Raw genomic sequence first — 24,504 nt, 5'->3', positions numbered from 1 at the left:
GCTACGCACAGTAAGGCTATTCGGGGAAAGAAATACTTGTTTTTCTGGAAATCGTTTATCACTTTAGTGAAAGCAAATCCACTTATCCCTACCTGAATGTTTATTTTTAATAAAGTCTTGAAAGATGACGCCCTCCTGCAAGGTCTTCAAGCAGGAACTACCCAAAGGCGGCTCTATGAAAATAAACTGTACGAAAAATACCACTACCTCGTTCGGGAAGCCTGTTACAAACACAAAATCAGCCAAGACGATGCCGAGAGTGCATATTCTGATGCTATTTTGACAGTCATTGAACACGTCATCAGTCGTCGTTTTGAAGGACGTTCGGAGTTAAAAACCTATCTAACTCAGATATTTACGAATAAATGTGTTGATAGTATCCGAAAAAACACGACTAACAAAGCAGAGGTTCATACCAACAGCATTGGGTTGGAGGATGCGCTCGCTTGGCTGCCCGACGAAACGCAGTCGGCGGTGCGAAAACTCATTGTGGAAAGTGAAATAGAAACCTTGCAGCAGCGCTTACGGGCACTGGGCGACAAGTGTCGTGAGATGATTTTGGCGTGGGGTGAAGGGTACACCGACGAAGAAATTGCCCAAACGATGGGCTACAACTCCGCCGCAGTAGCCAAGACAAGCCGACTAAGATGTTTAGAGAAATTAAAAGAAAAGTACAAATCCTCCATCGGGGGTTAGGGGGCTATATTTTATGGAACAGATAGAAGCGTATTTTAATCATACACTTTCGGAAGCAGAGCGAATACAATTTGAGCAAGAACTCAAAAGCAATCCCGCTTTGGCCGAAGAAGTTGCTTTTTGGGTACAAGCGCGGGCGGCAGCTCAGGCAGAAGCGCGCGCTCGGCGCAAGGAAGAGTTGACGCAGCTAGGGCAACAGCTCCAACAAAAAGGCCGTCGTAGCCTCTATTATGCGTTGAGTGCGGCAGCATCGGTGGTTTTATGTTTGGGGATTGGCTGGTACGTATGGCTCCGAAAGTCGGTTGGTGAGAGCAATTACACCCAAGCATGGGCGCAAATGTACGTTGAAACTAATTTTTCGACACTCGAAGGGCTCAAACTGGGGAATGCCGAGGCCGACAGTCTTCAGTTGGGCATCCTAAGTTACAATGAAGGCAACTTACAAAAGGCCAAGGTTATCTTTGAAGCACTCCTCCAGCGCGACAGCACGAATGCCGAAGCAGAAAAAAATGCGGGTCTTGTTTCCCTTCGCCTCAAGGAATACGACCAAGCCATTGAACACTTTCACCGCCTTGGCACCCGCACCGATTTGGTCTCAAATCCTGGCAAATTTTACGAAGCGCTCGCGCTTTTGATGAAAAATGAACCGTTAACTCAAAAGTCCGCGCAAAATTTGCTCAACGAGGTAAAGAGGGATAAATTGGAGGGATGGAAGGAAGTGGAGTGATGTTAATAATAACCCTTTTTCTCTATGGCAGCGCCTATTAAAATTCAATTCGTTGATAGAAGAGAGTACAATCCTCAAGACCCAATACAAGAAATCGACCTAGCTGATATCCGCATCACAGCCCCAGCCGAAATTTCAGTATGTTTCCCCTCCCCTCAAGGGCATAAACAAAACAATTTCAATGGCTTTTTATCTCCTGTTGATATAACCAAAGATGGGCAATCCGCTGTAAAAAACCAGAAAATACTCATTCTCAAAACATCTGACTATAATACTTTAAAAGAAAAAAGTACGATATCTAAATGCAATGTGAAGGATGGAAAGAAATGTATTGATATAATCCAAATTTCTATCTCGTTCAAGCAACCCAAAGGATGCCTTGGATTTCTATTCGAACAACCTAGATATACAGCCGAAGTAGTACGTGCTGGCGAATGCCCCAATGGTAAGGATGCTGATGGTGATGAGACAACCATAGTACTTATTGAATGGGAAGACAATGACCAAATCCCGCCTTTTGCTGAAATTGATAGTATAAGAGGGATAAACTCCTTGTCGCAAATTACATATCAATTTGACCAACTAACTAACCTAATCATAAGCCCCGACCCCGCTGGAGACCCTGGCGACCCAATTAAATCTGCCACAGAATATTCACCTTCTCAAATTACCCGTATTTACCCAAGTCAACTACAAGTTGTAACTCAAACTAATGAATACAAGAATGGTATAACGTCTGATACTAATTGTATAGCAGTCTTGGATACAGGATTAAAATTTAGCACGCAAGGAGCTTCTTACCAAGATAAGTCAGGCAATTTTATTGATTTTAAGGTTGCAAATCCCTTTCTGACCTGCGGATTAGAAAGCGATAGTTTAGGTTATAACGCGGTTACAGACTATTTAAAAGTCTATAAAGCGGCTATTTTAGATTATGATCCAAACAATATAGCCTTTGGATTCTATAGTGAAGTTTTCAAAAAAATCCAGAATATGGAATTGACAAGAGAAGATATCATAAATACCCCTTACGATGACAATTTAGTAGATGAAATTGATGAAGCTGGGTGTTGCAAACCCCAAGTAGGACGGCATGGCACTATTATCTCGGCTATTATTAATCAAAAGAATAATTGGCCTGTATTACCAGTAAAAGTCTTTAATGCTGCGGGTTTTGGCACTTTTTTTGATTTATTATGTGGACTGAACTATGTTATAGGACAAAAAAAAGCTGGTCTAAATATTCAAGCTCTTAATGCTAGTTTTGTAGGGTCTTTCTTAGAAGGAAGTCAAGAACTAAATTTTTTAGAAGAAAAATTTCAAGAAATCGCGAGTTTAGGTATTTGGATAGCATCAGCAGCAGGTAATGAAGATGTTAATTTGGATTCTAATAAGAAATATCCTGCTTGCTTTTCAATAGACAAGATGATTACTGTTGGAACTGCGACTATCCCTTATCTAGTAAATCGGAACAACTCTCCAACGAATTATGAACAGAACCTTGCCCCTAGTATACGTCAAGCTATCTTAAATCTCCCCGCTTTAACATTGCTGGCGTCTCCCCAAAACTTATCTATAATCAGGGACACTAACTGGCTCTCTACCAACAATATATCACCTCAGGTCGTGCATTTAGCTGTCGGCAATTCAGATATAGAAACAGATGAACTGCCATCACCTTTCTATAGCGGTTCTGAAACTTTTACAGGTACCTCTATTGCAACCGCTTATACTTCGGCCATGATGACAGTACACCTTCCTTATAACGGAAATCGCAATTCTTTAATTGACTTACTTTCTTCAGGAAGACAAAGTGATACTTTAAGGAGCACAGTTAATAACGGACGCCTTATGCTGGTTAATACAGAGCATTAATGTATGAACAAAAGAGTTATTATATTTCTGTTTTCCATCATTTTAGCAAATACAGGAGGGGCACAATGTCCCTCTTATGCTGTTTTATGGAGTAATTTACAGAAAATCAGTGGTATCCAACCAGAAATAGCTCAACAACCTCAATTAGAAAAGTGGTTTCAAAAATGGGAAAAATGTCAATACCCACTAGACTCTACTTATACTGACGCCCTCCAAGAGTTGGCTTTGGTTTATTATTACAAAAAAGAGATTTCGCAGGCAATAACTATTTCTAAGCGGGCTATCGTCTTAAACACGAAAAAACAACTAAATCTTCGTTTAGCAGATTTACCTAAAACCTACTATAGATTAGGGGTTTATTACAATGCAACAGGCCAATGGCAACTCGCCATAGAAGCTTTGGATAACGCTACAAAAACAGGAGCACAACTTAAAAGCGCTCGAAAATGGGTGAGCAACGCTCATTTATACCTAATTTTTGTTCATTTTACCCAAGGTGACTATGAGCAGGCCATTTACCATAGTAACATAGGAGAGCAAATGGCCTTGGAGGATAAGGATGAAATTACGCTTTCAAAAATTCTACACCAAAAAGCCCAGGCATTAGAAGAATTGGGGAAGTTAAACGAAGCCGTTACTATTTTACAAAAGTCACTAAAAATCATTCATAAATATCCCGAACAAATCTATTCTCAAGCTATTCAACATCGTCTTTTAGGCGGGCTACTTGAAAAACTGAATGACCCTAAAAGTGGTCTTAAAGAGCTACTGCTTGCGTATGAAATAGCGAAGAAAAAACCTCAAAACTTATCTGATTTCCCTAATGCCATCGGCTTGTATTATTACGACACAAAAAATTATCCAAAAGCGATTGAATATTACAATGAAGCCATTCAAATTGACAACAGTCTGTTTAATAAAAGTAATTTGTATAATCACATAGGAAAAACATACGTCCGATTAAAAGACTACCCAACAGCTCTTTCACAATTCCAAAAAGGGCTTTCTATGCTCAGTTCTTCTTTTCAACCAACAAATATATCAGACCTGCCTGCGGCTAAAACAATCCAAATCTCCGCACAAAAAAGATATTGCTACTCCCTCATCCAAGACAAAGCCGACACGTGGCTCGATTACTCAAAAACCCCCATTGGGGGCAAGGGGGCTTTACAAAACGCCCTCAAAACCTATGCCCTCGCCGACAGCATGATTGATTTTATGCGTTACGAACACGTGGGGGAAGGTTCAAAGCTGTTTTGGCGGCAAAAAACGCGGGGCATGTACGAGCGCGCCATCGAAGCCTGTTATTTAGCGGGCGATACCGAAGCTGCGTTTCGTTTTTTTGAGAAATCAAAAGCTGTTTTGCTCGCCGACAAATTGAATGAACTAGGAGCTAATCAGCAACTCACCGAAACCAGCACCAAACGCCAACGTTCCCTCCGCGACAGCATTGCCAATCTGCAAAACCAACTCGCTAGTCTGCCTGCCAACGATGCCAAAAGAGGGGCTATCCAACGCCGTTTGGAGCTATTTAACGACGATTTTGAAGCCTTTCGTAAACAGCTCGAATCGACAAATCCCGCCTATTACCGCTACAAATACGACAACAGCACGGTTACAACCGCCGAATTTCAACAATCATCCCTTGGAATGGGCGCTTCGCAGGGAGAGCGGGCGTTTATTTCTTATTTTGTTGGCGATAGTGCCATTTATGCCTTTTGCTTGGATAAAAAAGCGCGCCTTGTTCGGCTTTCACTTCATCCTGCCCAATACCAAACACTTGCCAACGAGTTTCTTTCGCTTTGTGCCGACCGCTCCCGCCTCAACGCTCATTATCCGCAGTATTGTGCGCTGGCTCATCGGCTTTATACGCTGTTGTGGAAGCCACTGGGAATAACTGCCTCACGCGTGATTGTCTCGCAAGATGGGGTATTTTTGCCCTTTGAAACCTTGCTTGTCCAGCCAAATCAAAACGATTTTCTGCTCAAACACCACGCCATTAGCTACACGTATTCGGCTAATTTCTTGGCAAAAAACCATACGGATTTAGCCCCTTCCTCACGTCAGGGTGACAAACTATTTTACCATAGCTTCGTGGGTTTTGCTCCTGAGACGTTTCAGCCGTCGCTTCGTCAACCATCGCTTAAAGGTTCGGTAGCGGCTTTGGAAGAAGTGGGCAAAAAATTTTGGTGGGGGAAATTGCGAAAAAGTACAGAGGCTACCAAAGCGCAGTTTATGCACGATGCCCCCAACGCCCGAGTCATTCAGCTTTTTACCCACGCTGATGCCGATAGCACCGACGCCGTCGAGCCACGCGTGTACTTCCACGATGCCGCATTACGTCTGTCCGAACTTACGCAAGCCGACCGCTTTGCTGCGCAATTGTTGGTACTTTCGGCCTGTAAAACGGGCGTGGGACAAAACCAGCGCGGCGAAGGCGTATTTAGTTTAGCCCGGGGTTTTGCCGCATTGGGTATTCCGAGTACCATCACCACGCTGTGGAGCGTAGAAGACCAACCAACCTACGAACTCACCAAACTGTTTTACCACTACCTAGACCAAGGCCTCCCCAAAGACGAAGCCCTCCAAAAGGCCAAACTCGACTGGTTAGAAAAAGGCGGAACCGCTGATGCGCTACCATCGCAATGGGCTGGCATGATATTGGTCGGCGACACTACCCCTTTGGCAATGGATGGTTTGCAGTTTATTGTTTTGGGTTTAGGGATATTGGGGCTGGGAGTTTTGGGTGGAATTTGGTGGTGGCGGAAACAGAAATAAGTTTGTTTCCCTGAATTTACTTTGCTTCGACTAACTGATTGAAAACCACTTTTCAATCATGAAGCCCCTACTTATCACTGTTTTTAGCATTTGTTCCTTGGCAAGCCATGCGCAATCGACCTATCAGTCGGACGACATCAACGCTTATCAACTGCGCCTTTCTGACCTTATTGTGGGAGAAAGCTACAAAATTGCGCTACACGATTATTTACCAAAAAAATCACGCTATTCTGTTTGGGTAAAAGTACGTTTGCCCGATGACAGTACTTTCTACACTTTGCCACAAACATTGCCTTCAGGCGATTCTTTTGGGGTACAACTTCACGTAGATGCCCAAAACCACCGAGACACCCTAGAAATTTTTCGTCGAACGGGCGAAAGAAAATCATCTTTTGCCGAAGTGAAGATTTTGGCATTTACCTCTCAACGAAGAAACGGGTACAGCCGCTACGAACGAGGTTTTGCCGAATTTGTCTTGCACCGATTATCGCTACGGCCGTCGTCGGTTTCTTCTTTTTAAAAAAAATGAAAAGAATTGTTTCCATCGCCATGTCGGCCTGCGACTAAGAGTGTATAGCACAAATTTCACTATGTATTTACTACCAAACACATGAAAACAGCTTCACTGCTCTTATTTTCTATCGCCTGTTTAGGACTTAGTTCGTGTAATTTATTCAAGAAAAAAGACCCTGACCCTCTCGCCAATGCGGCAGGGACTTATGTAGGCTCAGTACAAGACAACACGACCATCATTCAGAATGCCCGTGCCAATATAACGACATCAAGTAGCAACGGCCGCCTATACGTATCATCAATAGGGATTACCTCTTCAAGCTATCAATTGGTCTTGACAGGTTTTCCTAATGGAACATTCTCTGGAACTCGTAATGGATTTCCTTATAGTGGCCAAGTAACCGTCAATGGAAGCACCCTCAATATCACTGGGAGCTATCGGCTCACCAACACATCAAGCCCAACTTTTGCCAATTTCAGTTTCACTGGGACAAAGCAGTAAAAGCACCAGCATTTAATCAATTCCATAACTCTTAAATTCAAAACAATGATTCAGTCACCAAAATTTGAGGTCAATTTGGGAGGAATAGACCTAACAGAGCCACAAGCCCAAGAGCTTGAAAAAGCCCTTCAACAAACTACTTTGCAGTTTTTGGCAAAGTTAGATAGTGGCTTTTTGAAGAATAATGAGGTATTCGCATTAAAGCCAATGGATACAATGGGTGTTGGTCCAGGTTCAAAAGAATTTGCCTTTGATAAAAGATGGTGGTTCGGGTTTAAGCTTATGAAACAAATCAGAAAAGACCAAGTACTAAGAGTCAATGAAATCATTGCACGAGGTCTGCCTTCGGAGTTAGTTACAGTTGTACCTATCAAAGAATACAAACTTTAACATGAAACCCGACCAAAAAGCCACTTGTCCCAGTGCCGAGCCAAAGGCTGGCGCGGTACTACTAGGCGTAGTAAAGCAGAATGGAGAAGTGAACTTACTCTCTCAACGTATAGAGATAGACGAAACCTTCATCGAAACTGCCTCGCAAGGCCGCGACCTTGGCCAGCGCTTTCGGTTTGCCAGTCCGTGCGCTACCAAAGGGTGCGCCAATTGGTCGGGTCATCATTGTATGGTACTCGACATTGCCCGTCAATTGGCACACGTTGAGCCACTTAGCCAATTTACATTACCCGCTTGTAGTATCCGAGACAGCTGCCGCTGGTTTATGCAAGACGGGGCGGATGCCTGCCGTATTTGCCCTAAAATCAACACAGGATTTACCGAAATAGAAACAGTTTAAACACTTTATTACAATGAACACACAATCTATCTTCCGCACAGCGGTGGCTGCTACGCTATTGACCAGTAGTCTCTTATTTACTCAATGCCAAGGCCCACAGGGAGAACCTGGGCCACAAGGTGAAAAGGGTGCCACAGGCGATACTGGTGCCACTGGCCCAAAAGGCGAAACAGGCACGGCTAATGTGATACAATATACGTTTGCGGGACCAACCAGAACTGACAATCCGTACGAGTGGGGCTATGCCCTTACCAATTTACCCAGTGGAGTTACAACAGCCAATTCTTTAATTATGATGTATGTTGGGCCAGGAAATAACGCTTCATCATGGACTTTTGCTTTACCCAGTATTATTGGTCCCAGCGCTAACAATTTTACCGAAAATAGACCTGGTTTTTACGCCTTTTACAAAGGAGCCAATTCAACCGTTTATCTACAACGATACAGTATTAGTACTGGGGCATCGATTCCAGACATCCCACGGTTTTCGGCCAAGATAGTTGTTGTTCCTGCTACTGTTCTACGCAACGGTCGCTACTCTGCCGAGTTTTGGCAAGACTATAAAACCGTTCAAAAAGCCTTCAACCTTCCTGATTAAGTTTTTTCACTTTTGAACTTCGTAAAAATCTAAAATTTAATCAAGCAACCTTATTACCACAATGAAATCACCTTTATACCAATTCATTACATGGTTTGTGCTCTGTACCATAACCGTAGGTTTCAACAGTTGCAGCGACAAAGAACCTGCCCCCGAAAAGGTTTGTAAGTTATTGACAAATGGATATTACCAAACCACTTATGAATATGATGGTAAATATAATCTAGTTCGGCTTTCAGGCAATGGTGGTTCGACAACCTACACTTACGATAAAAAGGGATTTTTGACTGAAGAAATACGATCTGACGGCAAGGCTATCAAGTATGAATATAAGAATGGATTGCTATCAAAAATTACCTATCCAGCGGGCAGTTTAGATATAGAAACCATCTATGAATACGATACCCAGCAAAAACTGTCGAAATATACACATAAAACTACTCGCTATACCATCATACTAAACTATAACAATGGCAAGCAGATTTCTTATTTTAGAAATGAAGATGGCACTATAACACAACCCTTTCAGTATGATAATGGGCGTGTCATCAGAATCATACAAGGAGACAGAAGCTATCAAACCTACGACTATGATAGTAGGGGTAGAAACACTTTATATACAAAATATGATAACACAGGAAAAATAACCGAATATATTGAATACACCTATCAAGATGGTTTAGAGCCTTTAAATGCGATTCCTAACAATTTTTTCAAGGGGTTTCCAGATGAAATAAAGAATATTTCACCCAATGGCCTGATTAAACAATCTACGTATTACAAAAGGCAAGCGAACAATAGTTTTATCAAAGAGTCCGAAAGTAATTATGGATATGTTTTGAATCGAAAAGGGTATCCTACGGTAGTATCTCAAACATTCTCTTACAGAAATAGTACTGGTACGTGGGTTACTAACAACACCTCCAAAACGACTTATTCTTATTTCAACTGTGAGGAATAATAATGTTTTACCTCCAATCAATTTTTCACTTCTTACACATTTATAATCATGGCAAAAGTAGAAAATGTATCTATGGTCATCGGTAATGATCAGGTACAGAACAGCAACCAAGAATCGTGCAGAAAGATAAAAGTATCGGCAAAATTCAAGTTTGCACCATAGGAAATCGGAAATCAATTTCAGGCTCGAATAACGCTTTTTGGCACAGATAGACCTGGCATAGACGTTGATGACGCACGCCAATTTCCTCCATGGCTACGCTGGGATACCGCCATAGGTGATTTTGATTTTAGCGGTGGAAACGGCGCGTTATCTACATCGGCACTTTCTATTGTGGGTTCAGTTGTATATCAGAAAGCCCTAACTCCAACAACAACTGAGATGGATTTTGTAGAAGAGAAATTAGTACTTGAATCAAAATTGAACGAAGATCCATTAAGAGAATTTATTCCAATTGGCCCTCCGCCAATCACACACCGAATTCCCAAACCGCACCAAGATGAACTATTTGTTAAAGTTCAACTGATAGCTGAGGGGGTATCACCCGTACAAATAACTACTATTTTTTAATCAAATTTTCTTTGAGCACCTACTCTCATGCAAACACTACAAAAATTCACTCCCGATTTACAGGGGTGTGGTGAAAAAGCTACGCCCGTAGCCATGTCAAGTGTACAATATCCTGTTTCGGCTCAATCTCACTTGTTGTTACGCAACGTCAGCGAATATTACACGGCTTTCAATCGAGCGCACTGGGGTCCCTATCCGCTCAATTGTTTCGACCATTGTTTAAGTGGCGGATTGGCCTGCTTTCTGTTTGATTTAACAGAAGATGGCTGCTATCAAGCTATTTTCAAGACCCAACGGTACAAAGAAGTGGCAGGCACGAGCGCACGGGTATGGTTTCATATTCACCAAATGGGAATTGTGGCACACACAGAGACAACCGAGGGTGAATACCAAATTTTTACGGTAGTCTTGGGCAAACTCCCTGCCGAAGGTGGCTTATGGCAGCTTTGCCTCAATGTACATACCGAGCACCCAGAAAACATGTTTGCTTTTTTTGAAGCTATCCTAGAAAAATTACACTAAATCATTTTTCAAGATAAAAAATACAATGAAGACCTTCATTCGGCCTATTCATACTACCTCATTAGTCGCCATTTTACTCACTACTACGCTCACAAGCTGCGGCTTATTTCAAAAAGCCGTTGAAGCCGCTTGGCCACTGCTGGGTACCTACAAGATGAACAATATCCAACTGGAGCTGCGCTACACCGCCAACGGCTCGTATAATCAGAGAGGCACAACGACTCGTATTTCCAATAATTTTCTGGATTTCAGTACAGGAACTGTTACGATGGGAAACGCCACTTATGAATATCGGCACGAAAAAATCAATGGCATAAAGAAGGTTGTTTTTATGGACCAAACTACGAACGAAGACGTAGTAAGTTTCTCTTATACCCTCAACAACAATTCTTTAACTCTTACGTCTGACAATGTAATCACGGGTGCTACTGCTCGTGAAAGAGCGCAAGAAGCACTGGGTTGGGCTGCTACTTTTGGCTTTGGCATTACCAATTTCCCCCGCATTACCTCGGCGACTGATGCCTCTTACGGAACGTTTATTATCAATGCCACTAAATAATAGATAAAACTTTTACCCTATGAGTTGCCTATTCTTTTCTTGGTTAACACAGGCGCAAGAAGTACCCCGTCGGACAATTAACATTTTTTCTCCTCCCCCCTACACTAACTCGCTTTCATAGAGCGTTTTAGTTAGAAATAGTCCTCCAAAAACGTTTCTATCTTTACTTCTATGAAAGCACCATTTTTACTCATTGCGTTGGTCGACATTACTCCTCCTGTAGCAACCAATACCCAACCTACCTCTGTCAAAGTAGCTATTGATCAGCTGTTTATTGGCACTTATTCCTTTAGGTAAATACAGCGCCAATTTGGTCAAAAAGATAATCATTAACGCGGCCTCAGGTGCCTCGTCTGGCACCCTTACCCTCGACTTTTCTTATGCATTTGACACCAACGGACGTATATCTCGAATGACTATTCAACGAAGTGACGGCACGAAAGTATTTTACGAATACCAATATTAGCAAGGCTTTTACAACCTTGCCAACGTCAACCCTCCGTCGATGACAAATACTTGCCCCGTTGAGTACGGAAAAGCCCCTTCGGCAATGGCTGCCACTGCTTTGCCGATATCATCGGGATAGCCCCAGCGAGGCTGCACCGTAAGCCCCTCTGCGATAAGTTTATCGTATTTGGCCGCCACGCCCGACGTCATATCGGTTTTGATAACTCCTGGGCGTACCTCATAGACAGGTATGCCCACCTCTCCCAATCGAGCCGCAAACAGCTGTGTCATCATTCCCAAACCTGCCTTCGCCACACAGTACTCACCACGATTAACCGACGCTACTGTTGCCGAAATTGACGATATGGTAATGATGCTTCCTTCAAAATCAGCGTTTGACTGCTTTTGTTCCACCATCCAATTGGCTACGGCCTGCGTCAGAAAATACGTTCCTTTTAGGTTGGTATTGAGCACATAATCAAAGCTTTCTTCGGTGGCTTCCAAAATATCAGCCCGAACTTTTGGGGCAACCCCCGCATTATTGACCAATACATTGAGTTGGCCAAAATGGCTTTTTATTTTGGCCAACATACTAGCACGCGCCTCCGCCGAAGCAATATCTCCCTGACAATAGATGACCTCGGCCCCCAACGTTCGCAGATGTTCCAAGACATCGCTGACCGCTGCTTCATCGCGGACTCCATTGATCGCCAAATCAAATCCTTTTTGGGCTAAATGCTCCGCAATCCCCAAACCTATTCCACGGCTTCCGCCCGTGACAAACGCTGTTTTTTTCATAGCCCTGCTGGGTATAAGGTAAATAAGTAATCCCCCAAGCCCCATCGCGGCAGCCGATGATCGGTGAAAGATGTCACCCCGATGGGGCTTTGTGATGGTCTTTGCCCCTCCTTTTCTACTAAGATTTCGCCTCGCTGAGGCTTCTTTCTTTTTAATGCGTTTAACCTGATACAGGATAAACACATAGAATACTTAGTCATTTTATGTTTTCTATGTGTTTTAAACTAATTGCACTAAAATTTCCCTACAACCCCTCTTTAATCGTTTTTAGCTCCTCGGCTTCGGGGCGTTTTTTGTAATATGGATCAAGAGGAAAACATCCCGAAATCAAGCCGTGGCGCGGAGCCGTAGTGCAGTCGGAGAAAGTACGGCAAATGAGGTTACGCGTTAGACTTTTTCCTTGAATCATATCATCGGGCATCGAAGGATACGAAAGCACCATCCGTCCAAAACCCACGCTATCGGCCATACCATTACGCAACACATACTGCGCGACATTCGGCAACCATTCTTGCAAATACGAGTACCCAGAACCAATAATCACCAATTCAGGAAATTCGGCTTTCAGTCCTGCCGTTACGTCAATTTGGCGTTTCACCCCCGTAAACGGCTCTTCTGGAGGCAAGTAACCATCCGAAGGCGGGAACAACGCAGGACGGGTAAGGTGAGGTGTGTAATAGGGACTCCCTCCCGTTACGCATATCAACTGAATACCAAGCTCTTGCGCTAATCTCAAGAAGGCTTTGGGTTCTTCTAAATCAATGGAAAGCCCGTCTTTTTGCCCGCCAAATGCGTACGGATACACCTCCATTTGCTCAGGTTCACCTTGGTCTTGAAAGCCTTTTTTGAACGGAACAAAATCGAACGCGCTCAAACGAATCCCCATTTCCAACCCTGGCGCAGCCTCTTTGATGCCCGCCACGATGTTACGTAAGTAGCGGGTACGGTTTTCAAAGCTACCTCCATACTTACCGTCGCGGTCGATAGCGCTTAAAAACTCGTGTCCCAAGTAGCCGTGACAATGCTTTATATCCACAAAATCGTAACCTGCTTTTTGGGCCAATACCGCCGCTTTTACGTACATGTCAATGATTTCATCGACTTCATCGTCCGTCAATACGGGATGGTCGGCTTCCATGCCAAATTTTTTGTTCAAGAATGGATGCGAGTACAAAATCTTCGACTCAAATTTTTTGTGGCTATTGGGTTTGCAAAAACGACCCGAGTGCGTGAGTTGCAGACCAATCACTAGGTCGTCGGTCGTGCCAAATTTCTCACGGTGTTTGTCCAAAATCAATTGACGTAATTGAACAAACTCCTCAAAGTTTGCTTCATTCATCACCAACTGATTAGGATTGGCTTTACCCTCATGGCACACCGCTACGGCTTCGCAACCAAACAGCAATTTGGCGCCACTGACGGCAAACTTCACCCAACGGTTTTTCGTAAATTCAGAAGGTTTTCCGTCAAGGGTTCCATCCCAGCCTTCCATGGGTAAAATACACAGACTGTTGCCAATCGTTTTACCTGATTTGAGGGCTATTTTCTTCCCAAAGGGACTTTCGGAAGGGGGTAATAGGGTTTCGTCAAAAGCCAAATCAACTTGGCTAGTTTCTAAATGTTTCTTTAAATCAGCCGCTGTTTTTAACTGGGCGACTCGGGTATATTTGGGTTTATATTTTCCGCTGCTCATGGGAGATTTGTGGTTCGTGCTTACTGGATTAGCTGTCAGACGATAGTCAGACAGGACTCTTTATCGCTTATGCTCGTCTGGGGTCTGACTGCCGTCTGACCTTAGGGCTTTACACAGTTTAAAAAGGCGTAGTACGGCTCGTTGTTAATAATGCGCTGTAAATACAATGCCGCTTCACGAATGTGATAGTCGCCCCACATACTCGACTCACCGTACGGAATTTTACTACCTTCTGGTACGTAGTCCCAGCCGTTTGGACGGTGGTAAATCGAGTGCAACAATAACCCTTGGTGTGCAGCATCGGTACTTAGATAGGGCGTTTGTAACAACGTATTCATAACGGTCAATCCCGCTTGCCAGTAAACCTCACCCCCGCCTTCGGCGCCCCCTCTATCCATCAAATATTTACCCAAACGTAACAACCCCTGTGCGCCGATGGCCGCCGCAGAACTATCGACGGGTTCGTGGTCATTGATAGGCTCGGCAGGACGGTCGAGGTAGTTGCCTAGTTTGTGTAAATTCGGCGCACCCGTATCCCAATAGGGCACCCCATCGGTAGGTGTATGTTCGATAAAAAAGTCGCAAGTAGCGCGGGCTGCTTTGAGCATCATCGCTTCAATAGTGGCGCGCCCTCCCAACGGCTCCAATGCTGCATCTGAAATGCTCGCGAGTGCTTCCAGCTGCTCAGGAAACCCACACATCGCCCAGGCCAAGCCGCGCGTCCAAGTGCTGAATCCTGTGTAACCTTGTTGAGAATTGGGGCAACGATAATTTCCATCTTTGGTATTAAAAACACTTTCGTGGGCGGTGCGTCCCCACATATCGTACGAATCGCGACCTTCACCGTAATACACCGCATAATCAGCCGTGGCTTTGATGTGTTGGAGTGCGCGTTCGAGGAGGTTTATTTTAATATCGTTTTCGCCTTGAAATACGTGCCCCAACTGATGACTCACCACCAAGGCACGGCACGAGCGAATGGTATCGACAAACAACGAATGAGGCCCATTAAATGAGTGAATAAACCCGCCACTCGGGCTGCCGTCGCGGCCTTTGATGGTCGTCCAGCGGCTGGCTTGCACCGCACCCGAAATTTTCAGGGCCAATTCGTAGAAATTTTTCTCCCACTCATTAAAAGGGATTTTTCCTTCGTGCATCAATCGCAGTAAGTTTCCGTAGGTACTGACGTTGTTGAATCCGTGGTCATGTACGCCGATGTGGCTCACGTGCGGTGCCATGACCGAGAGCGTATTTTTGCGGCCATAGTCCAAAAACGCTTCATCGCCAGTGGCGTCAAACTGCAAAATAGCCGACCCAAACTGGAAGCCTTGCGTCCATTCGGTCCAGCCACGCGTGGTGTATTGACCTTGTACGGTAAAAACAGGTGAGCCTTTGGCGACGTCGTAGTGGTCAGCGATTGAATGGATTTTTTGCGCCGAAAGCGCCCAGAAATCGTTTAGTTTAGCTGATAAATCAGAAGGTGTAAGGGTGGAGTTAATCTGAATCATTCGGTATAGTCAACGGTTAATAGTCGAGGAAAACGTTCCGCTTTCCGAGCAGAAATGTTTCTTTTTGGTCAGTAGTATAAACCGTTTTTTGACTAAAATCTACTTGAGTTTCCTACAAAGTTCTCCCCAGTTTTCCTTGAATCAACTTGCACCAATTTGAACCACGTTTGAACGGGTTGTTTTTGAAGGGTTCCGCAATTTTGTCGCAGTCATTTTTATTAACCATTCAAATCTATTGTAAGCTATGCAATCGTACCTAAAAAACAGCCTGACATTCTTTGCCTTTACGTTGGTTTATTTTCTTGGTTTCAACACCCTTGCCCAAGATAAAAGCACACGCCCTAGCCCGCCCGCTCAAATATCTCGGGAAGTAGGCGGAATTACAATGAGTCTCAACTACGGTCAGCCTTCGGTCAAAGGCCGTAAAGTGTGGGGTGAATTGGTGCCTTACGGACAAGTGTGGCGGGCGGGTGCCAACGAGGCTACTACATTTGAAATCGACAAAGATGTCACCATCGAAGGCGCTACTTTGCCTGCGGGTAAATACGGTTTCTTTGTCATTCCTAGCGAGGGGAAATGGACGCTCATTTTCAACAAAGTAGCGGCTCAATGGGGAGCTTTTAAGTACGACGAAAAACAGGATGCATTGCGCGTGAGTGTCCAACCCAAAAAATCGTCGCAATTCAACGAAAAGCTGCTTTATACCATTTCTCCCAAAGGCAAGGTTTCGCTATTGTGGGAAAATGTAGAAGTAGCTTTTAGTGTAAATCAGTAACCTTGAATGTTCTAAAACCGCACCCCAAGAGGTAGTTCTTTGTAAGGATATTCATACTTCTCATCCCAGAGATAGCTGCGCCACTTCCAAAAATAAAGTGGATTTTTAGCAAATGTCCTGTAAAGCACTACCTTTTGGTGCTGCGTTTTTTGATATTCGTCAAAAGATGCTTTGACACGGCTCAAATCATCCTGTAAATAAACATGAAAACGATAGTCTTCCGTGACAAACAAATACTGACGAGGCCTACCCATAAAAGTATCTGTCCATGTCATCATTCCTAGTATCCAGCTACCCGTATGGGTATTAGCGAGAATAATAAAAACGAAGATTCCCAGTCCCCATCGCACGTTTTTACTTTTCATTTCCCTTGACTTGTTTCCCAATCTAAACGCTGGTTTTCCTTCTCAAGTATTTGACGAAGCTTCTCATACGGTAGTTTTTGGGGGGAAACATTGTTTTCGATGGCCAATACTGCCGCAGCGGCGGCCGACTGACCCAATATCATAAATACTGGCTCCATGCGGATAGAACCATACGCAATGTGCGAGCTTGACACACACACGGGGACTAAGAGGTTAGCACATTCGGTTTCCTTGGGTAAAATGGCTCCGTAGGCAATCGAATACGGCTTATCGGGATGAACGCCGATGTCTCCTTCGTTCTGAACGTACCCCTCTTTTGTAACAAAACGCTGGGCATTGTGAGAATCAAGCGAATACGACCCCATTCCGATGGGTTGCGGAACGTTGGTTTTTCCCAAAGCATCGGCTTCGGTCATCACAAAAACGCCTTTCATGCGGCGTGCTTCGCGGATATACAATTGATGCGGCCAGCCGCCGTTGTCTTTAAATTCATCTTTAGGCAAACCCCATTGTTTCATTTTGTCTTGCACGTCGGCAGGAACGCGAGGGTCATTTTGCAAAAAGTACATCAAGCCTTTTTGGTACAACTCATGGTCTTTGATGATGGCCTTGCGGCGCTCATAGCTGGCTTCAGGATAGTCGTAGTTTTTGCCAATGTAGTCAGTACTAAAAGGCCCATGGTTGTTGGTATCCGTTTTACGGTTCGGAATGGGGTCGTACTTATCGAACGTCTCGCGCCAACCCGTTGCAAACACCCTCGCTACCAACTCGTAGCGGTCGGGATTATAGCCTTCGGGTTTCGTAAAAAACACGCGGTTGTCGGGGTGGTTGCTCAAACACATTCGGAAACAATACGCTTGTAGTTTCTTATCACCCGACCCATTTTCGCCTGGTTGTTCGGCGGAGATTTCGGGCAAGAGTCCGCTTTTAGGGTCGTTCTCAACTTTGTACGGACTTACTGGTTTTTTGAAATAATGGCCGTGTTGGAAAACTCCGACCTGTACCCCGTTCCATTTTTCACCATACACGCTGTTGGCCTCGCGCCCCACGTGGTAACTCACGCCCGCAGCCGCCATCAAATCGCCTTCGTAGGTGGCGTCAATAAACATTTTCCCCTCGTAAACATTGCCGCTCAAAGTCCGAAACGAAGTGATTTTTCCCGCCTTTTTAGTCACCCCCTTGGCCGAGCGGTCGAGCCATTCGTTGCGATAAATCACCAATTTGTTTTCTTTGACAAAGTCTTCAAAAACTTGTTCAGCAGCGTGGGGTTCAAAAATCCACATGGTGCGGTTGGCACCATCCAACGCGGGCGTTCCTTGGCCTTTGTTGCCGTACTCTTCCTTTTTTTGCCATTGCCACGAGTCGGACTTTTGGTAGTGCTCATACAAACGATGATAAAACTCCCGCGATAGTCCACCAATCACCTGTTTATTGCCCGTATCGGTAAATCCCAACCCACCCGAAGATAACCCGCCGAGGTGTTTGTCGGGTGAAACAATAATCGCGGTTTTACCCATTTTTACCACCTGAACCGCCGCCGTAACCGCCGAAGACGTCCCGCCGTAAATGATGACATCGGCTTGGTAGGTTTTGGTGGGTTTTGTTTTTACAAAGGTGTAGCTTGGGAGAAAAAAGCAAAACGAAATCAGGATAATAACAATACTGTATCTTTTCATGATGAGGGTCTTTAATCAGCAAAAGGAAAATAACTCGCTGTTTTAATGTTCAGAAGGCTAATAACCAGGATTTTGGTCCAGTTTAGGATTGACATCTCTCTCTGTTTGCGGAATCGGATATAAATAGTGCCGCTCTTCCACCTTGATGGTTGGATTCTGGATTTTCATGGCATCAATGAGCTTTTTTCTTCTGCTTAAATCAAACCACCGATGCCCTTCAAATGCCAGCTCTAGGCGTCTTTCCAACAGTAAACTGTCTCTGAATTGGGCCTGAGTGAGATTGGGAGTCAAATTGGGAAGCCCTGCGCGGCTACGAATCCGATTGACGTTGGCATACGCTTCGGTTGAAGCTGCTGCTTGTTCGTTGAGGGCTTCAGCATACATCAAAACCACATCGGCATACCGCAACACAGGGAAATTATTGCTTCCTTCTCCATTGGCGGTAGCGGTGGGGTCTAAATATTTATACACATAACACGGAAACGCCACACTCGCAGGAGCCGCTGGAGTTCCTGTGGACGTATAAAGTCTCAAATTAATGTTACGGCGTTTATCGTCAGCACGGTAGGCACGGTACAAATTCTCCGTCACGGGATCATCTCCAAACCCTGAAACTCCATTGACACGGTCAAAATTCGGACGCATATAACCCTGCATAAAGCTACCCTCTCCGACTCCACCACCCAGGGCTTGAACCTCAAAAACAGCCTCTTTCCCGTTTTTGTTGGCAATCGCAAACACGTCGACGTAGTTGGCCCAAAGGTCATAGACACCCATGTCCATCACTTCTTTGGCCTTGGCCGATGCCTTGGGCCATTCTTGACGGGTCAAATAGACTTTGGCCAAAAACGCTTTTGCTGCTCCCTTGGTCGCACGACCACGGTCGCCCGCTGCGTAGGTAACTGGCAAAATAGCCTCTGCTTCCGTAAAATCTTGGATAATTTGCTGATATACCTCATCGACCGACGCACGTGCTATTGCCAAATCATTGAGCGACGTGGTTTCTTTGGTCACTAGCGGCACTCCTCCAAACAGACGTACCAAATTGAAATAGTAAAACCCACGCATAAACTTCGCTTCGGCCACCATACGATTTTTCAAGTCACTGTCCATCGCCACCGTCGGTACACGAGTTATGACCGTATTAGCCCGATTGATGGCACGGTAGGTAGTCGTCCAGAGCGATTGAAACGTGCTCGTGGCAGGCGTAAAGGTATATTTATCCAAATCGTTTTTGGCTTGGTTGGCCGTTGAGCGTCCGCCGCCCCACTCAGAATCGTCGGTCGCTTGGTCTTGCAAAATCCACACGATTTGGTTGTACATCTCGGCCGTATTCATCAAGTCATACACCGAACTAACGGCGGCTTTGGCGTCATCGGCATTTCGGTAAAAATTTTCAGGGGTAAAATTCGACTCTGGCGTTTGGTCTAACACATCGCAGGCAGCCAAAGCAAATGTCAGGCAAAGGCCCGTAAGTATATGTTTTGCGTTCATTTTGTTCATGAGTTTAATGAATTAAAAACCGACATTAAGGCCCAGTAATAACGTCTTGGCGGCAGGGTAGCTACTGTAATCAAACCCTTGACTACGACTATCTTGTCCGAAGCGATTCACCTCGGGGTCATAGCCTGAGTACTTGGTCCAAGTCAAATAATTTTGAGCAGTCACATATACCCGAAACGACTGTATTTTAAGGGCTTTGGTAACTGATGCGGGCAGATTATAGGCTAACTGGGCATTTTTCAACCGTAAATAAGAGCCATCTTCGATTTGACGCGACGAAATACGGTTGGCAGGCCGTGTGGTTGAAGCCCTCGGAATATCGGTGTTGGTGTTGGTAGGAGTCCAACGGTTCAACATATCCCGATTCTGGTTGTTGACTCCGCTCAAATATTCTAACTCAAACCGATTGGCATTCAGAATGTTACTCCCAGATACTCCTTGCAAAAACAGCGTCAACTCAAAGCCTTTGTAAGAAAACGAATTGCTGATACCTCCCAAAAACTTGGGTTGAGCACGGCCAATAATGGTTCGGTCATTGTCATCAATTTTCTTGTCACCATTCAAATCGGCGTATTTACGGTCGCCTGGTTTTCTAGCTTGTGGATCGCTTAGTGCCGTCAATTCGTCTGTCTTTTGATACAGCCCATTGGTAACGTATCCATAAAACGACCCCAGCGGTTCGCCCACCCGAATAATGCCAGAATTAACGTTTTGGGCAATGTTCGCTACCTGTCCTGCAAAAATCTGGGGAGCACCACCAATGTCTAAAACAGTATTGCGATTAGAAGCAAAATTAAGGTCAGTATTCCATTTAAAAGCGCCATCAATATTGCGCGACGAAATGCTGAACTCTATCCCTTTATTCTCTACTTTTCCCAAATTTTTAATGGCACTCGAATAACCCGACGTACTCGGAATCGTTACGTTAAGCAATAAATCTTTGGTGCGTTTGAGGTACAAATCGGCCACAAAGGTGATTCGGTTGTTGAAGAAACCAACGTCAATACCCAAATCCGCTTGGGTCGTCGTTTCCCACGACAAATCGGGGTTGGCGATTTGGGAAGGCCCAATGCCCGTTGAAACAGCATTACCGAAAATATAATTTTGCGTTCCTAACAACGAATACGCTGGATAATTGCCAATACCGTCTTGGTTTCCAGTAGAACCGTAAGTAGCCCGCAGTTTCAAATCACTGATTACGCGCGCATTTTTCAGGAAATCTTCTTCTGAAACACGCCATGCCAACGCGGCCGAAGGAAAATAGCCGTATCGGTTATTAGCTCCAAAGCGCGATGAACCATCGGCCCGAAACGACGCCGTAAAGAGATATTTATCTTTGTATCCATAATTGATTCGCGCCAAATACGACTGCAAACCCCACGTACCAATGCCCGACGAAGGCACCAACGGCACCGAACCTGCACCCAAATTACCCGAGTTTAGGTTATCGTTCACAAAATTGCGAGAGGCCGCCGTGTTGTTTTCGGTACGGTTGGCTTGTTGGGTATAACCAATTAATGCGCTGAGGTTATGAACCCCGAATGATTTGGTATAGGTCAATAAATTTTCGTTCAGCCACGTAACGGATTGTCCATTGAAAATGGAAGCCGCACCACCCTGTGCCAAGCCACTCCCTACGCTACGCGGCAGGTACGAGTCTTGCTTCTGGATGATGGCATCTGCCCCCAACAACACTTTTAAACTCAGCCCTTCCATGATTTGGTATTCCCCAAACACATTCCCGAACGTACGCAGCGCTGTGTTACGGTTTTTGCTCTCTCTGGCCAACGCGGCGGGGTTATCGGCCGTAAAAGATAAGGCTGGGCTGGTGATAAGGTAGGTTCCGTCTGGGTTATATACGGGCAAGATTGGCGGAAACTGCAAAGCCGCAATCGTCACCAAACCTGCGCTTCCTAAGTCGCCGTCCGTACGCGATTGGTTGGTTACAGTACGGTTAACGGTTAGGCTGTTTCCTACTTTGAGGCGATCGGTAAGTTTTCGGTCGAGGTTAAGTCGGAGTGAATAACGGTCAAAATCGGAGTTGGCGACAATACCGTTTTGTTTGAAATACCCGCCCGAAAGTGCGTATTGGGTTCGTTCGTCTCCCCCGCTCATCGAAAGCTGGTAGTTGGAAATCGGTGCCGATCTAAAAATCTCATTTTGCCAGTCGGTGCCTTCGCCAAAAGCGTTCGCTTGATCTGGGGTATAAACGGCGGCGCGTCCTTCGTTGGTATTGGCATCATTGACAAACTGGGCATATTCACGGCCGTTCAATACGCCATACTTCTTACGGACTTCCTGCACACCATAATAGCTTTCGAGGTTGATGGTGGATTTGCCTGCTTTGCCTCGTTTGGTAGTAATAATCACGACGCCATTGGCTCCGCGCGACCCATAAATCGCCGTTGAAGAGGCATCTTTCAAAACCGACATCGACTCTATATCGCTGGGGTTGAGCGTGCTCAAGACGTTGAAACTAGAGCCGCTACCCGCGCCATCGTTTTTGAACGGAATCCCATCAATAACGTACAAGGGTTCATTATCGCCCTGAATGGAGTTTCCTCCGCGAATTCGGATGGTCGTAGCCCCCCCTGGCGCACCTGAGTTTTGGGTAATTTGCACCCCTGCGGCCCGTCCTTGCAAGGCTTGGTCGAGCGAAGTAACCGCTACTTTTTTGATTTCTTCAACCGCCACCGTCGCTACCGAACCCGTCAAATCACTCTTTTTCACCTGCCCATAACCAACTACCACTACTTCGTTCAGCGCCTTGATGTCGGCTTTCAAAGCTATGTTCAACTGAGTTTGGTTACCAATGGCCATTTTTTGCGGCTCATACCCAACAAAACTAAACACCAACACAGCACCATTGTCAGGAATTTGGAGTGAATACTCCCCATTCGCATTGGTGGTTGTGCCTTTATTCGTTCCTCTTATCAAAACACTTACCCCTGGCAGTCCATCACCTTTCTCAGCATCGGTGACTTTACCTTTGAGTACTTGCTCGACCGCCGCCCTTGTCTCAAACGGCGTCAGTACTTCGGTCGTGGCATCCCTTTCTGCTACTTCTTGCCCAGGCAACACGCCCTCAGGAAATCGCTCCGAAACCCCACTCGACGATTTAGAAGGCTTTTTACGCTCGCCAATAATCAAGTAAGAATTACTGTTTACTTTTTTGTACTTCAACCCCAACGGTCGTAGCAGGTTGTCTAAGTTCTTCTCAAGCTTAACATTTTGATTGACAGGAGCCGTTTGAACGACCAAGCCTTCGACCGCATCGCGCTCAAACATAATCTCTACTTGGTACGTTTTCATCAGCTCACTGAGCGCCTCTTTGAGCGGGCGCGGCGCAGCCGTGCGAGCGCTATCGTTGTTTTTTTTGATAACCGTTTGGGCTTTGGCAAACGTCTGCGTTCGTCCCAACTGATTTCCCAGTAAAATCACCGTGAGGAGAAGCCCAAATTTAGAAGGGTTAGATAATCGTTTTTTCATATTCTCGATAAGTTAAATTCGCTTAGTTAATTAAACAGTTACACCACTATAGACTTTCCAAGTTTCAAGCTCATCTCTTTGATAATCAATAGATTTTTAAACTTGGAAAGTCTGCTATTTCACTTATTTATCAGACAGTTGAACTCTATTTCCTTGCCTCACTACGCTAATATCCAAAAGCTCCGAAATGGATTGTAAAAGTTGGTCAACGTTCTCTGCCCGAAACGACCCCATAATGACCCGCTCGGACAACTCTTTGTCTTTGATTTCGACCTCCAATCCGTAGTTTTCTTGCAGCAGATAGGCGACGTCCTGCAAGCTCGTTTCTTCAAACACAAATCGTTTTTGCTCCCATGCTGCGTAGTTTTGGGGATGCGACACGGCCTTTTTATCCATGTTATTCTCGCGGTCGAGCGTGACCAAATCGCCAGGTGTGAGCACAATTTGTTTTTGGGTATGGCCTTGTTGATAGCGTACCTGCACTTTTCCTTTGCTCAATACCACTTTAGAAATCCGCTGACGGGCATATACCGAAAACTCCGTTCCCAAAACCACCACTTCAAATTGCTTATTGGTTTTTACCACAAACTTTTGATGGTCGGGGGTATGCGTCACCGAAAAGCTCGCTTCTCCTTTCAAGAATACTTCCCGATTTTTTGTCCCAAAACCAAAACGCGGGAGCCGTAGCAACGAATTGGCATTGAGCGTCACTTTACTGCCATCTGGCAACCGCACCGACTTGGTTTCGCCAAAGGCAGTTTGGTAAGTTTGATACAGTAAACTGCTACGGAACAACCATCCCACACCGCCCAGCACCAACACAACCGACGCCGCCGCTAACCAACGAAACCAATAGCGACGGTTTGAGGAAACCACGGATTCGGACGCGGGCATTTCTGTTGGTAATTGGGAATGCGGATTGGCCTCCAAAAACGCCTCGTAATTTTCCAAGGCCGCCTCGCTTTTGGGCAAGTACTGTGGATGGGTATTTTCCCACTCCTCAAGCCATGCGAAATATTGCTCTTCATTGGCTTCGGTTTGCAGCCATTCGTCAATCATTTTTCGCTGTAAAGGCGAAGATTTATGGGCAAAATGGCTAAATATCAACTCCTTGCTTATGTCTCGTTTCATTTGTTTCAGATAGTGTGTTACTATTTAG

The 24,504-nt window shown here is 45.1% G+C and carries 23 protein-coding genes; 15 read left to right on the top strand and 8 right to left on the bottom strand.

What is annotated here, in order from left to right:
* The first annotated feature begins 96 nt into the window (after positions 1-96).
* From K339_RS0119375 to K339_RS38015, 14 genes are all read left to right on the top strand, one after another.
* On the top strand, positions 97-696 hold the full coding sequence (locus K339_RS0119375) for an RNA polymerase sigma factor (RefSeq protein WP_028525082.1): 600 nt from the start codon (positions 97-99) through the stop codon (positions 694-696).
* A 13-nt stretch (positions 697-709) separates the two neighbouring features.
* Positions 710-1,423 carry a tetratricopeptide repeat protein gene (locus tag K339_RS0119370; protein WP_028525081.1) on the top strand — a complete coding sequence of 238 codons (714 nt, stop codon included), beginning with the start codon at positions 710-712 and terminating at the stop codon, positions 1,421-1,423.
* A 24-nt stretch (positions 1,424-1,447) separates the two neighbouring features.
* On the top strand, positions 1,448-3,298 hold the full coding sequence (locus tag K339_RS0119365; RefSeq protein WP_028525080.1) for a S8/S53 family peptidase: 1,851 nt from the start codon (positions 1,448-1,450) through the stop codon (positions 3,296-3,298).
* A gap of 3 nt (positions 3,299-3,301) precedes the next feature.
* Positions 3,302-6,076 (top strand): CHAT domain-containing protein, encoded by a 2,775-nt coding sequence (locus K339_RS0119360; RefSeq protein WP_051398122.1) that lies wholly within the window; start codon positions 3,302-3,304, stop codon positions 6,074-6,076.
* 58 nt (positions 6,077-6,134) lie between these two features.
* On the top strand, positions 6,135-6,596 hold the full coding sequence (locus tag K339_RS0119355; protein ID WP_028525078.1) for a hypothetical protein: 462 nt from the start codon (positions 6,135-6,137) through the stop codon (positions 6,594-6,596).
* Positions 6,597-6,686: 90 nt separating this feature from the next.
* Entirely contained in the window at positions 6,687-7,091 is a 405-nt protein-coding gene (locus K339_RS0119350) for a hypothetical protein (RefSeq protein ID WP_028525077.1), read from the top strand.
* A 45-nt stretch (positions 7,092-7,136) separates the two neighbouring features.
* Positions 7,137-7,481, top strand: coding sequence for a hypothetical protein (locus K339_RS0119345; protein WP_028525076.1), 345 nt, complete (start codon positions 7,137-7,139; stop codon positions 7,479-7,481).
* Between the two features lies 1 nt (position 7,482).
* Positions 7,483-7,881 (top strand): hypothetical protein, encoded by a 399-nt coding sequence (locus K339_RS0119340; protein ID WP_028525075.1) that lies wholly within the window; start codon positions 7,483-7,485, stop codon positions 7,879-7,881.
* Between the two features lie 13 nt (positions 7,882-7,894).
* A complete protein-coding gene (locus K339_RS38020) occupies positions 7,895-8,479 on the top strand; it encodes a collagen-like protein (RefSeq protein WP_028525074.1) in 585 nt (194 codons plus the stop codon).
* Between the two features lie 61 nt (positions 8,480-8,540).
* Entirely contained in the window at positions 8,541-9,440 is a 900-nt protein-coding gene (locus K339_RS0119330) for a hypothetical protein (RefSeq protein WP_028525073.1), read from the top strand.
* Positions 9,441-9,821: 381 nt separating this feature from the next.
* Positions 9,822-10,010, top strand: coding sequence for a hypothetical protein (locus tag K339_RS34200; RefSeq protein WP_037301134.1), 189 nt, complete (start codon positions 9,822-9,824; stop codon positions 10,008-10,010).
* 27 nt (positions 10,011-10,037) lie between these two features.
* Complete coding sequence (locus K339_RS0119315; protein ID WP_028525071.1) at positions 10,038-10,532, top strand: hypothetical protein; 495 nt, start codon at positions 10,038-10,040, stop codon at positions 10,530-10,532.
* A gap of 25 nt (positions 10,533-10,557) precedes the next feature.
* The gene (locus tag K339_RS0119310) at positions 10,558-11,091 is read left to right on the top strand and encodes a hypothetical protein (protein WP_028525070.1); all 534 of its coding nucleotides are present in this window, start codon (positions 10,558-10,560) and stop codon (positions 11,089-11,091) included.
* Between the two features lie 171 nt (positions 11,092-11,262).
* Complete coding sequence (locus K339_RS38015; RefSeq protein ID WP_262506074.1) at positions 11,263-11,388, top strand: hypothetical protein; 126 nt, start codon at positions 11,263-11,265, stop codon at positions 11,386-11,388.
* A gap of 177 nt (positions 11,389-11,565) precedes the next feature.
* On the opposite strand, the gene K339_RS0119300 is transcribed toward K339_RS38015, so the two are convergent.
* From K339_RS0119300 to K339_RS0119290, 3 genes are all read right to left on the bottom strand, one after another.
* Positions 11,566-12,336, bottom strand: a complete 771-nt coding sequence (locus K339_RS0119300) for a 3-ketoacyl-ACP reductase (RefSeq protein ID WP_028525069.1) — start codon at positions 12,334-12,336, stop codon at positions 11,566-11,568.
* A 244-nt stretch (positions 12,337-12,580) separates the two neighbouring features.
* Entirely contained in the window at positions 12,581-14,029 is a 1,449-nt protein-coding gene (locus K339_RS0119295; protein ID WP_028525068.1) for an oxidoreductase, read from the bottom strand.
* Between the two features lie 101 nt (positions 14,030-14,130).
* The gene (locus K339_RS0119290) at positions 14,131-15,537 is read right to left on the bottom strand and encodes a glycoside hydrolase family 88 protein (RefSeq protein ID WP_028525067.1); all 1,407 of its coding nucleotides are present in this window, start codon (positions 15,535-15,537) and stop codon (positions 14,131-14,133) included.
* Between the two features lie 244 nt (positions 15,538-15,781).
* Between K339_RS0119290 and K339_RS0119280 the strand changes: the two genes are divergently transcribed.
* Entirely contained in the window at positions 15,782-16,312 is a 531-nt protein-coding gene (locus K339_RS0119280; protein WP_051398121.1) for a DUF2911 domain-containing protein, read from the top strand.
* An 11-nt stretch (positions 16,313-16,323) separates the two neighbouring features.
* Here the strand turns inward: K339_RS0119280 and K339_RS0119275 are convergent, their stop codons facing one another.
* The 5 genes from K339_RS0119275 to K339_RS0119255 form a co-directional block, all read right to left on the bottom strand.
* A complete protein-coding gene (locus K339_RS0119275; protein ID WP_028525065.1) occupies positions 16,324-16,677 on the bottom strand; it encodes a hypothetical protein in 354 nt (117 codons plus the stop codon).
* Entirely contained in the window at positions 16,674-18,353 is a 1,680-nt protein-coding gene (locus tag K339_RS0119270; protein ID WP_028525064.1) for an FAD-dependent oxidoreductase, read from the bottom strand. Before K339_RS0119270 ends, K339_RS0119275 begins: the two co-directional genes overlap by 4 nt.
* Before the next feature lie 57 nt (positions 18,354-18,410).
* The gene (locus K339_RS0119265) at positions 18,411-19,847 is read right to left on the bottom strand and encodes a RagB/SusD family nutrient uptake outer membrane protein (protein WP_051398136.1); all 1,437 of its coding nucleotides are present in this window, start codon (positions 19,845-19,847) and stop codon (positions 18,411-18,413) included.
* A gap of 21 nt (positions 19,848-19,868) precedes the next feature.
* Positions 19,869-23,345: a SusC/RagA family TonB-linked outer membrane protein gene (locus tag K339_RS0119260; protein WP_028525062.1), complete on the bottom strand. Its 3,477-nt coding sequence runs from the start codon at positions 23,343-23,345 to the stop codon at positions 19,869-19,871.
* Positions 23,346-23,468: 123 nt separating this feature from the next.
* Positions 23,469-24,476: a FecR family protein gene (locus tag K339_RS0119255; protein ID WP_028525061.1), complete on the bottom strand. Its 1,008-nt coding sequence runs from the start codon at positions 24,474-24,476 to the stop codon at positions 23,469-23,471.
* Between the last annotated feature and the right edge of the window lie 28 nt (positions 24,477-24,504).

Origin of the sequence: Runella limosa DSM 17973, from assembly GCF_000482465.1 — a bacterium.
Classification (GTDB): domain Bacteria; phylum Bacteroidota; class Bacteroidia; order Cytophagales; family Spirosomataceae; genus Runella; species Runella limosa.
This window is presented reverse-complemented; position numbering and strand designations above follow the sequence as displayed.

Bases quoted from the DNA above. Each gene is read 5' to 3' on its own strand.
- K339_RS0119375 (WP_028525082.1), top strand. From the start codon at position 97: ATGTTTATTTTTAATAAAGTCTTGAAAGATGACGCCCTCCTGCAAGGT.
- K339_RS0119370 (WP_028525081.1), top strand. From the start codon at position 710: ATGGAACAGATAGAAGCGTATTTTAATCATACACTTTCGGAAGCAGAG.
- K339_RS0119365 (WP_028525080.1), top strand. From the start codon at position 1,448: ATGGCAGCGCCTATTAAAATTCAATTCGTTGATAGAAGAGAGTACAAT.
- K339_RS0119360 (WP_051398122.1), top strand. From the start codon at position 3,302: ATGAACAAAAGAGTTATTATATTTCTGTTTTCCATCATTTTAGCAAAT.
- K339_RS0119355 (WP_028525078.1), top strand. From the start codon at position 6,135: ATGAAGCCCCTACTTATCACTGTTTTTAGCATTTGTTCCTTGGCAAGC.
- K339_RS0119350 (WP_028525077.1), top strand. From the start codon at position 6,687: ATGAAAACAGCTTCACTGCTCTTATTTTCTATCGCCTGTTTAGGACTT.
- K339_RS0119345 (WP_028525076.1), top strand. From the start codon at position 7,137: ATGATTCAGTCACCAAAATTTGAGGTCAATTTGGGAGGAATAGACCTA.
- K339_RS0119340 (WP_028525075.1), top strand. From the start codon at position 7,483: ATGAAACCCGACCAAAAAGCCACTTGTCCCAGTGCCGAGCCAAAGGCT.
- K339_RS38020 (WP_028525074.1), top strand. From the start codon at position 7,895: ATGAACACACAATCTATCTTCCGCACAGCGGTGGCTGCTACGCTATTG.
- K339_RS0119330 (WP_028525073.1), top strand. From the start codon at position 8,541: ATGAAATCACCTTTATACCAATTCATTACATGGTTTGTGCTCTGTACC.
- K339_RS34200 (WP_037301134.1), top strand. From the start codon at position 9,822: ATGGATTTTGTAGAAGAGAAATTAGTACTTGAATCAAAATTGAACGAA.
- K339_RS0119315 (WP_028525071.1), top strand. From the start codon at position 10,038: ATGCAAACACTACAAAAATTCACTCCCGATTTACAGGGGTGTGGTGAA.
- K339_RS0119310 (WP_028525070.1), top strand. From the start codon at position 10,558: ATGAAGACCTTCATTCGGCCTATTCATACTACCTCATTAGTCGCCATT.
- K339_RS38015 (WP_262506074.1), top strand. From the start codon at position 11,263: ATGAAAGCACCATTTTTACTCATTGCGTTGGTCGACATTACTCCTCCT.
- K339_RS0119300 (WP_028525069.1), bottom strand. From the start codon at position 12,336: ATGAAAAAAACAGCGTTTGTCACGGGCGGAAGCCGTGGAATAGGTTTG.
- K339_RS0119295 (WP_028525068.1), bottom strand. From the start codon at position 14,029: ATGAGCAGCGGAAAATATAAACCCAAATATACCCGAGTCGCCCAGTTA.
- K339_RS0119290 (WP_028525067.1), bottom strand. From the start codon at position 15,537: ATGATTCAGATTAACTCCACCCTTACACCTTCTGATTTATCAGCTAAA.
- K339_RS0119280 (WP_051398121.1), top strand. From the start codon at position 15,782: ATGCAATCGTACCTAAAAAACAGCCTGACATTCTTTGCCTTTACGTTG.
- K339_RS0119275 (WP_028525065.1), bottom strand. From the start codon at position 16,677: ATGAAAAGTAAAAACGTGCGATGGGGACTGGGAATCTTCGTTTTTATT.
- K339_RS0119270 (WP_028525064.1), bottom strand. From the start codon at position 18,353: ATGAAAAGATACAGTATTGTTATTATCCTGATTTCGTTTTGCTTTTTT.
- K339_RS0119265 (WP_051398136.1), bottom strand. From the start codon at position 19,847: ATGAACGCAAAACATATACTTACGGGCCTTTGCCTGACATTTGCTTTG.
- K339_RS0119260 (WP_028525062.1), bottom strand. From the start codon at position 23,345: ATGAAAAAACGATTATCTAACCCTTCTAAATTTGGGCTTCTCCTCACG.
- K339_RS0119255 (WP_028525061.1), bottom strand. From the start codon at position 24,476: ATGAAACGAGACATAAGCAAGGAGTTGATATTTAGCCATTTTGCCCAT.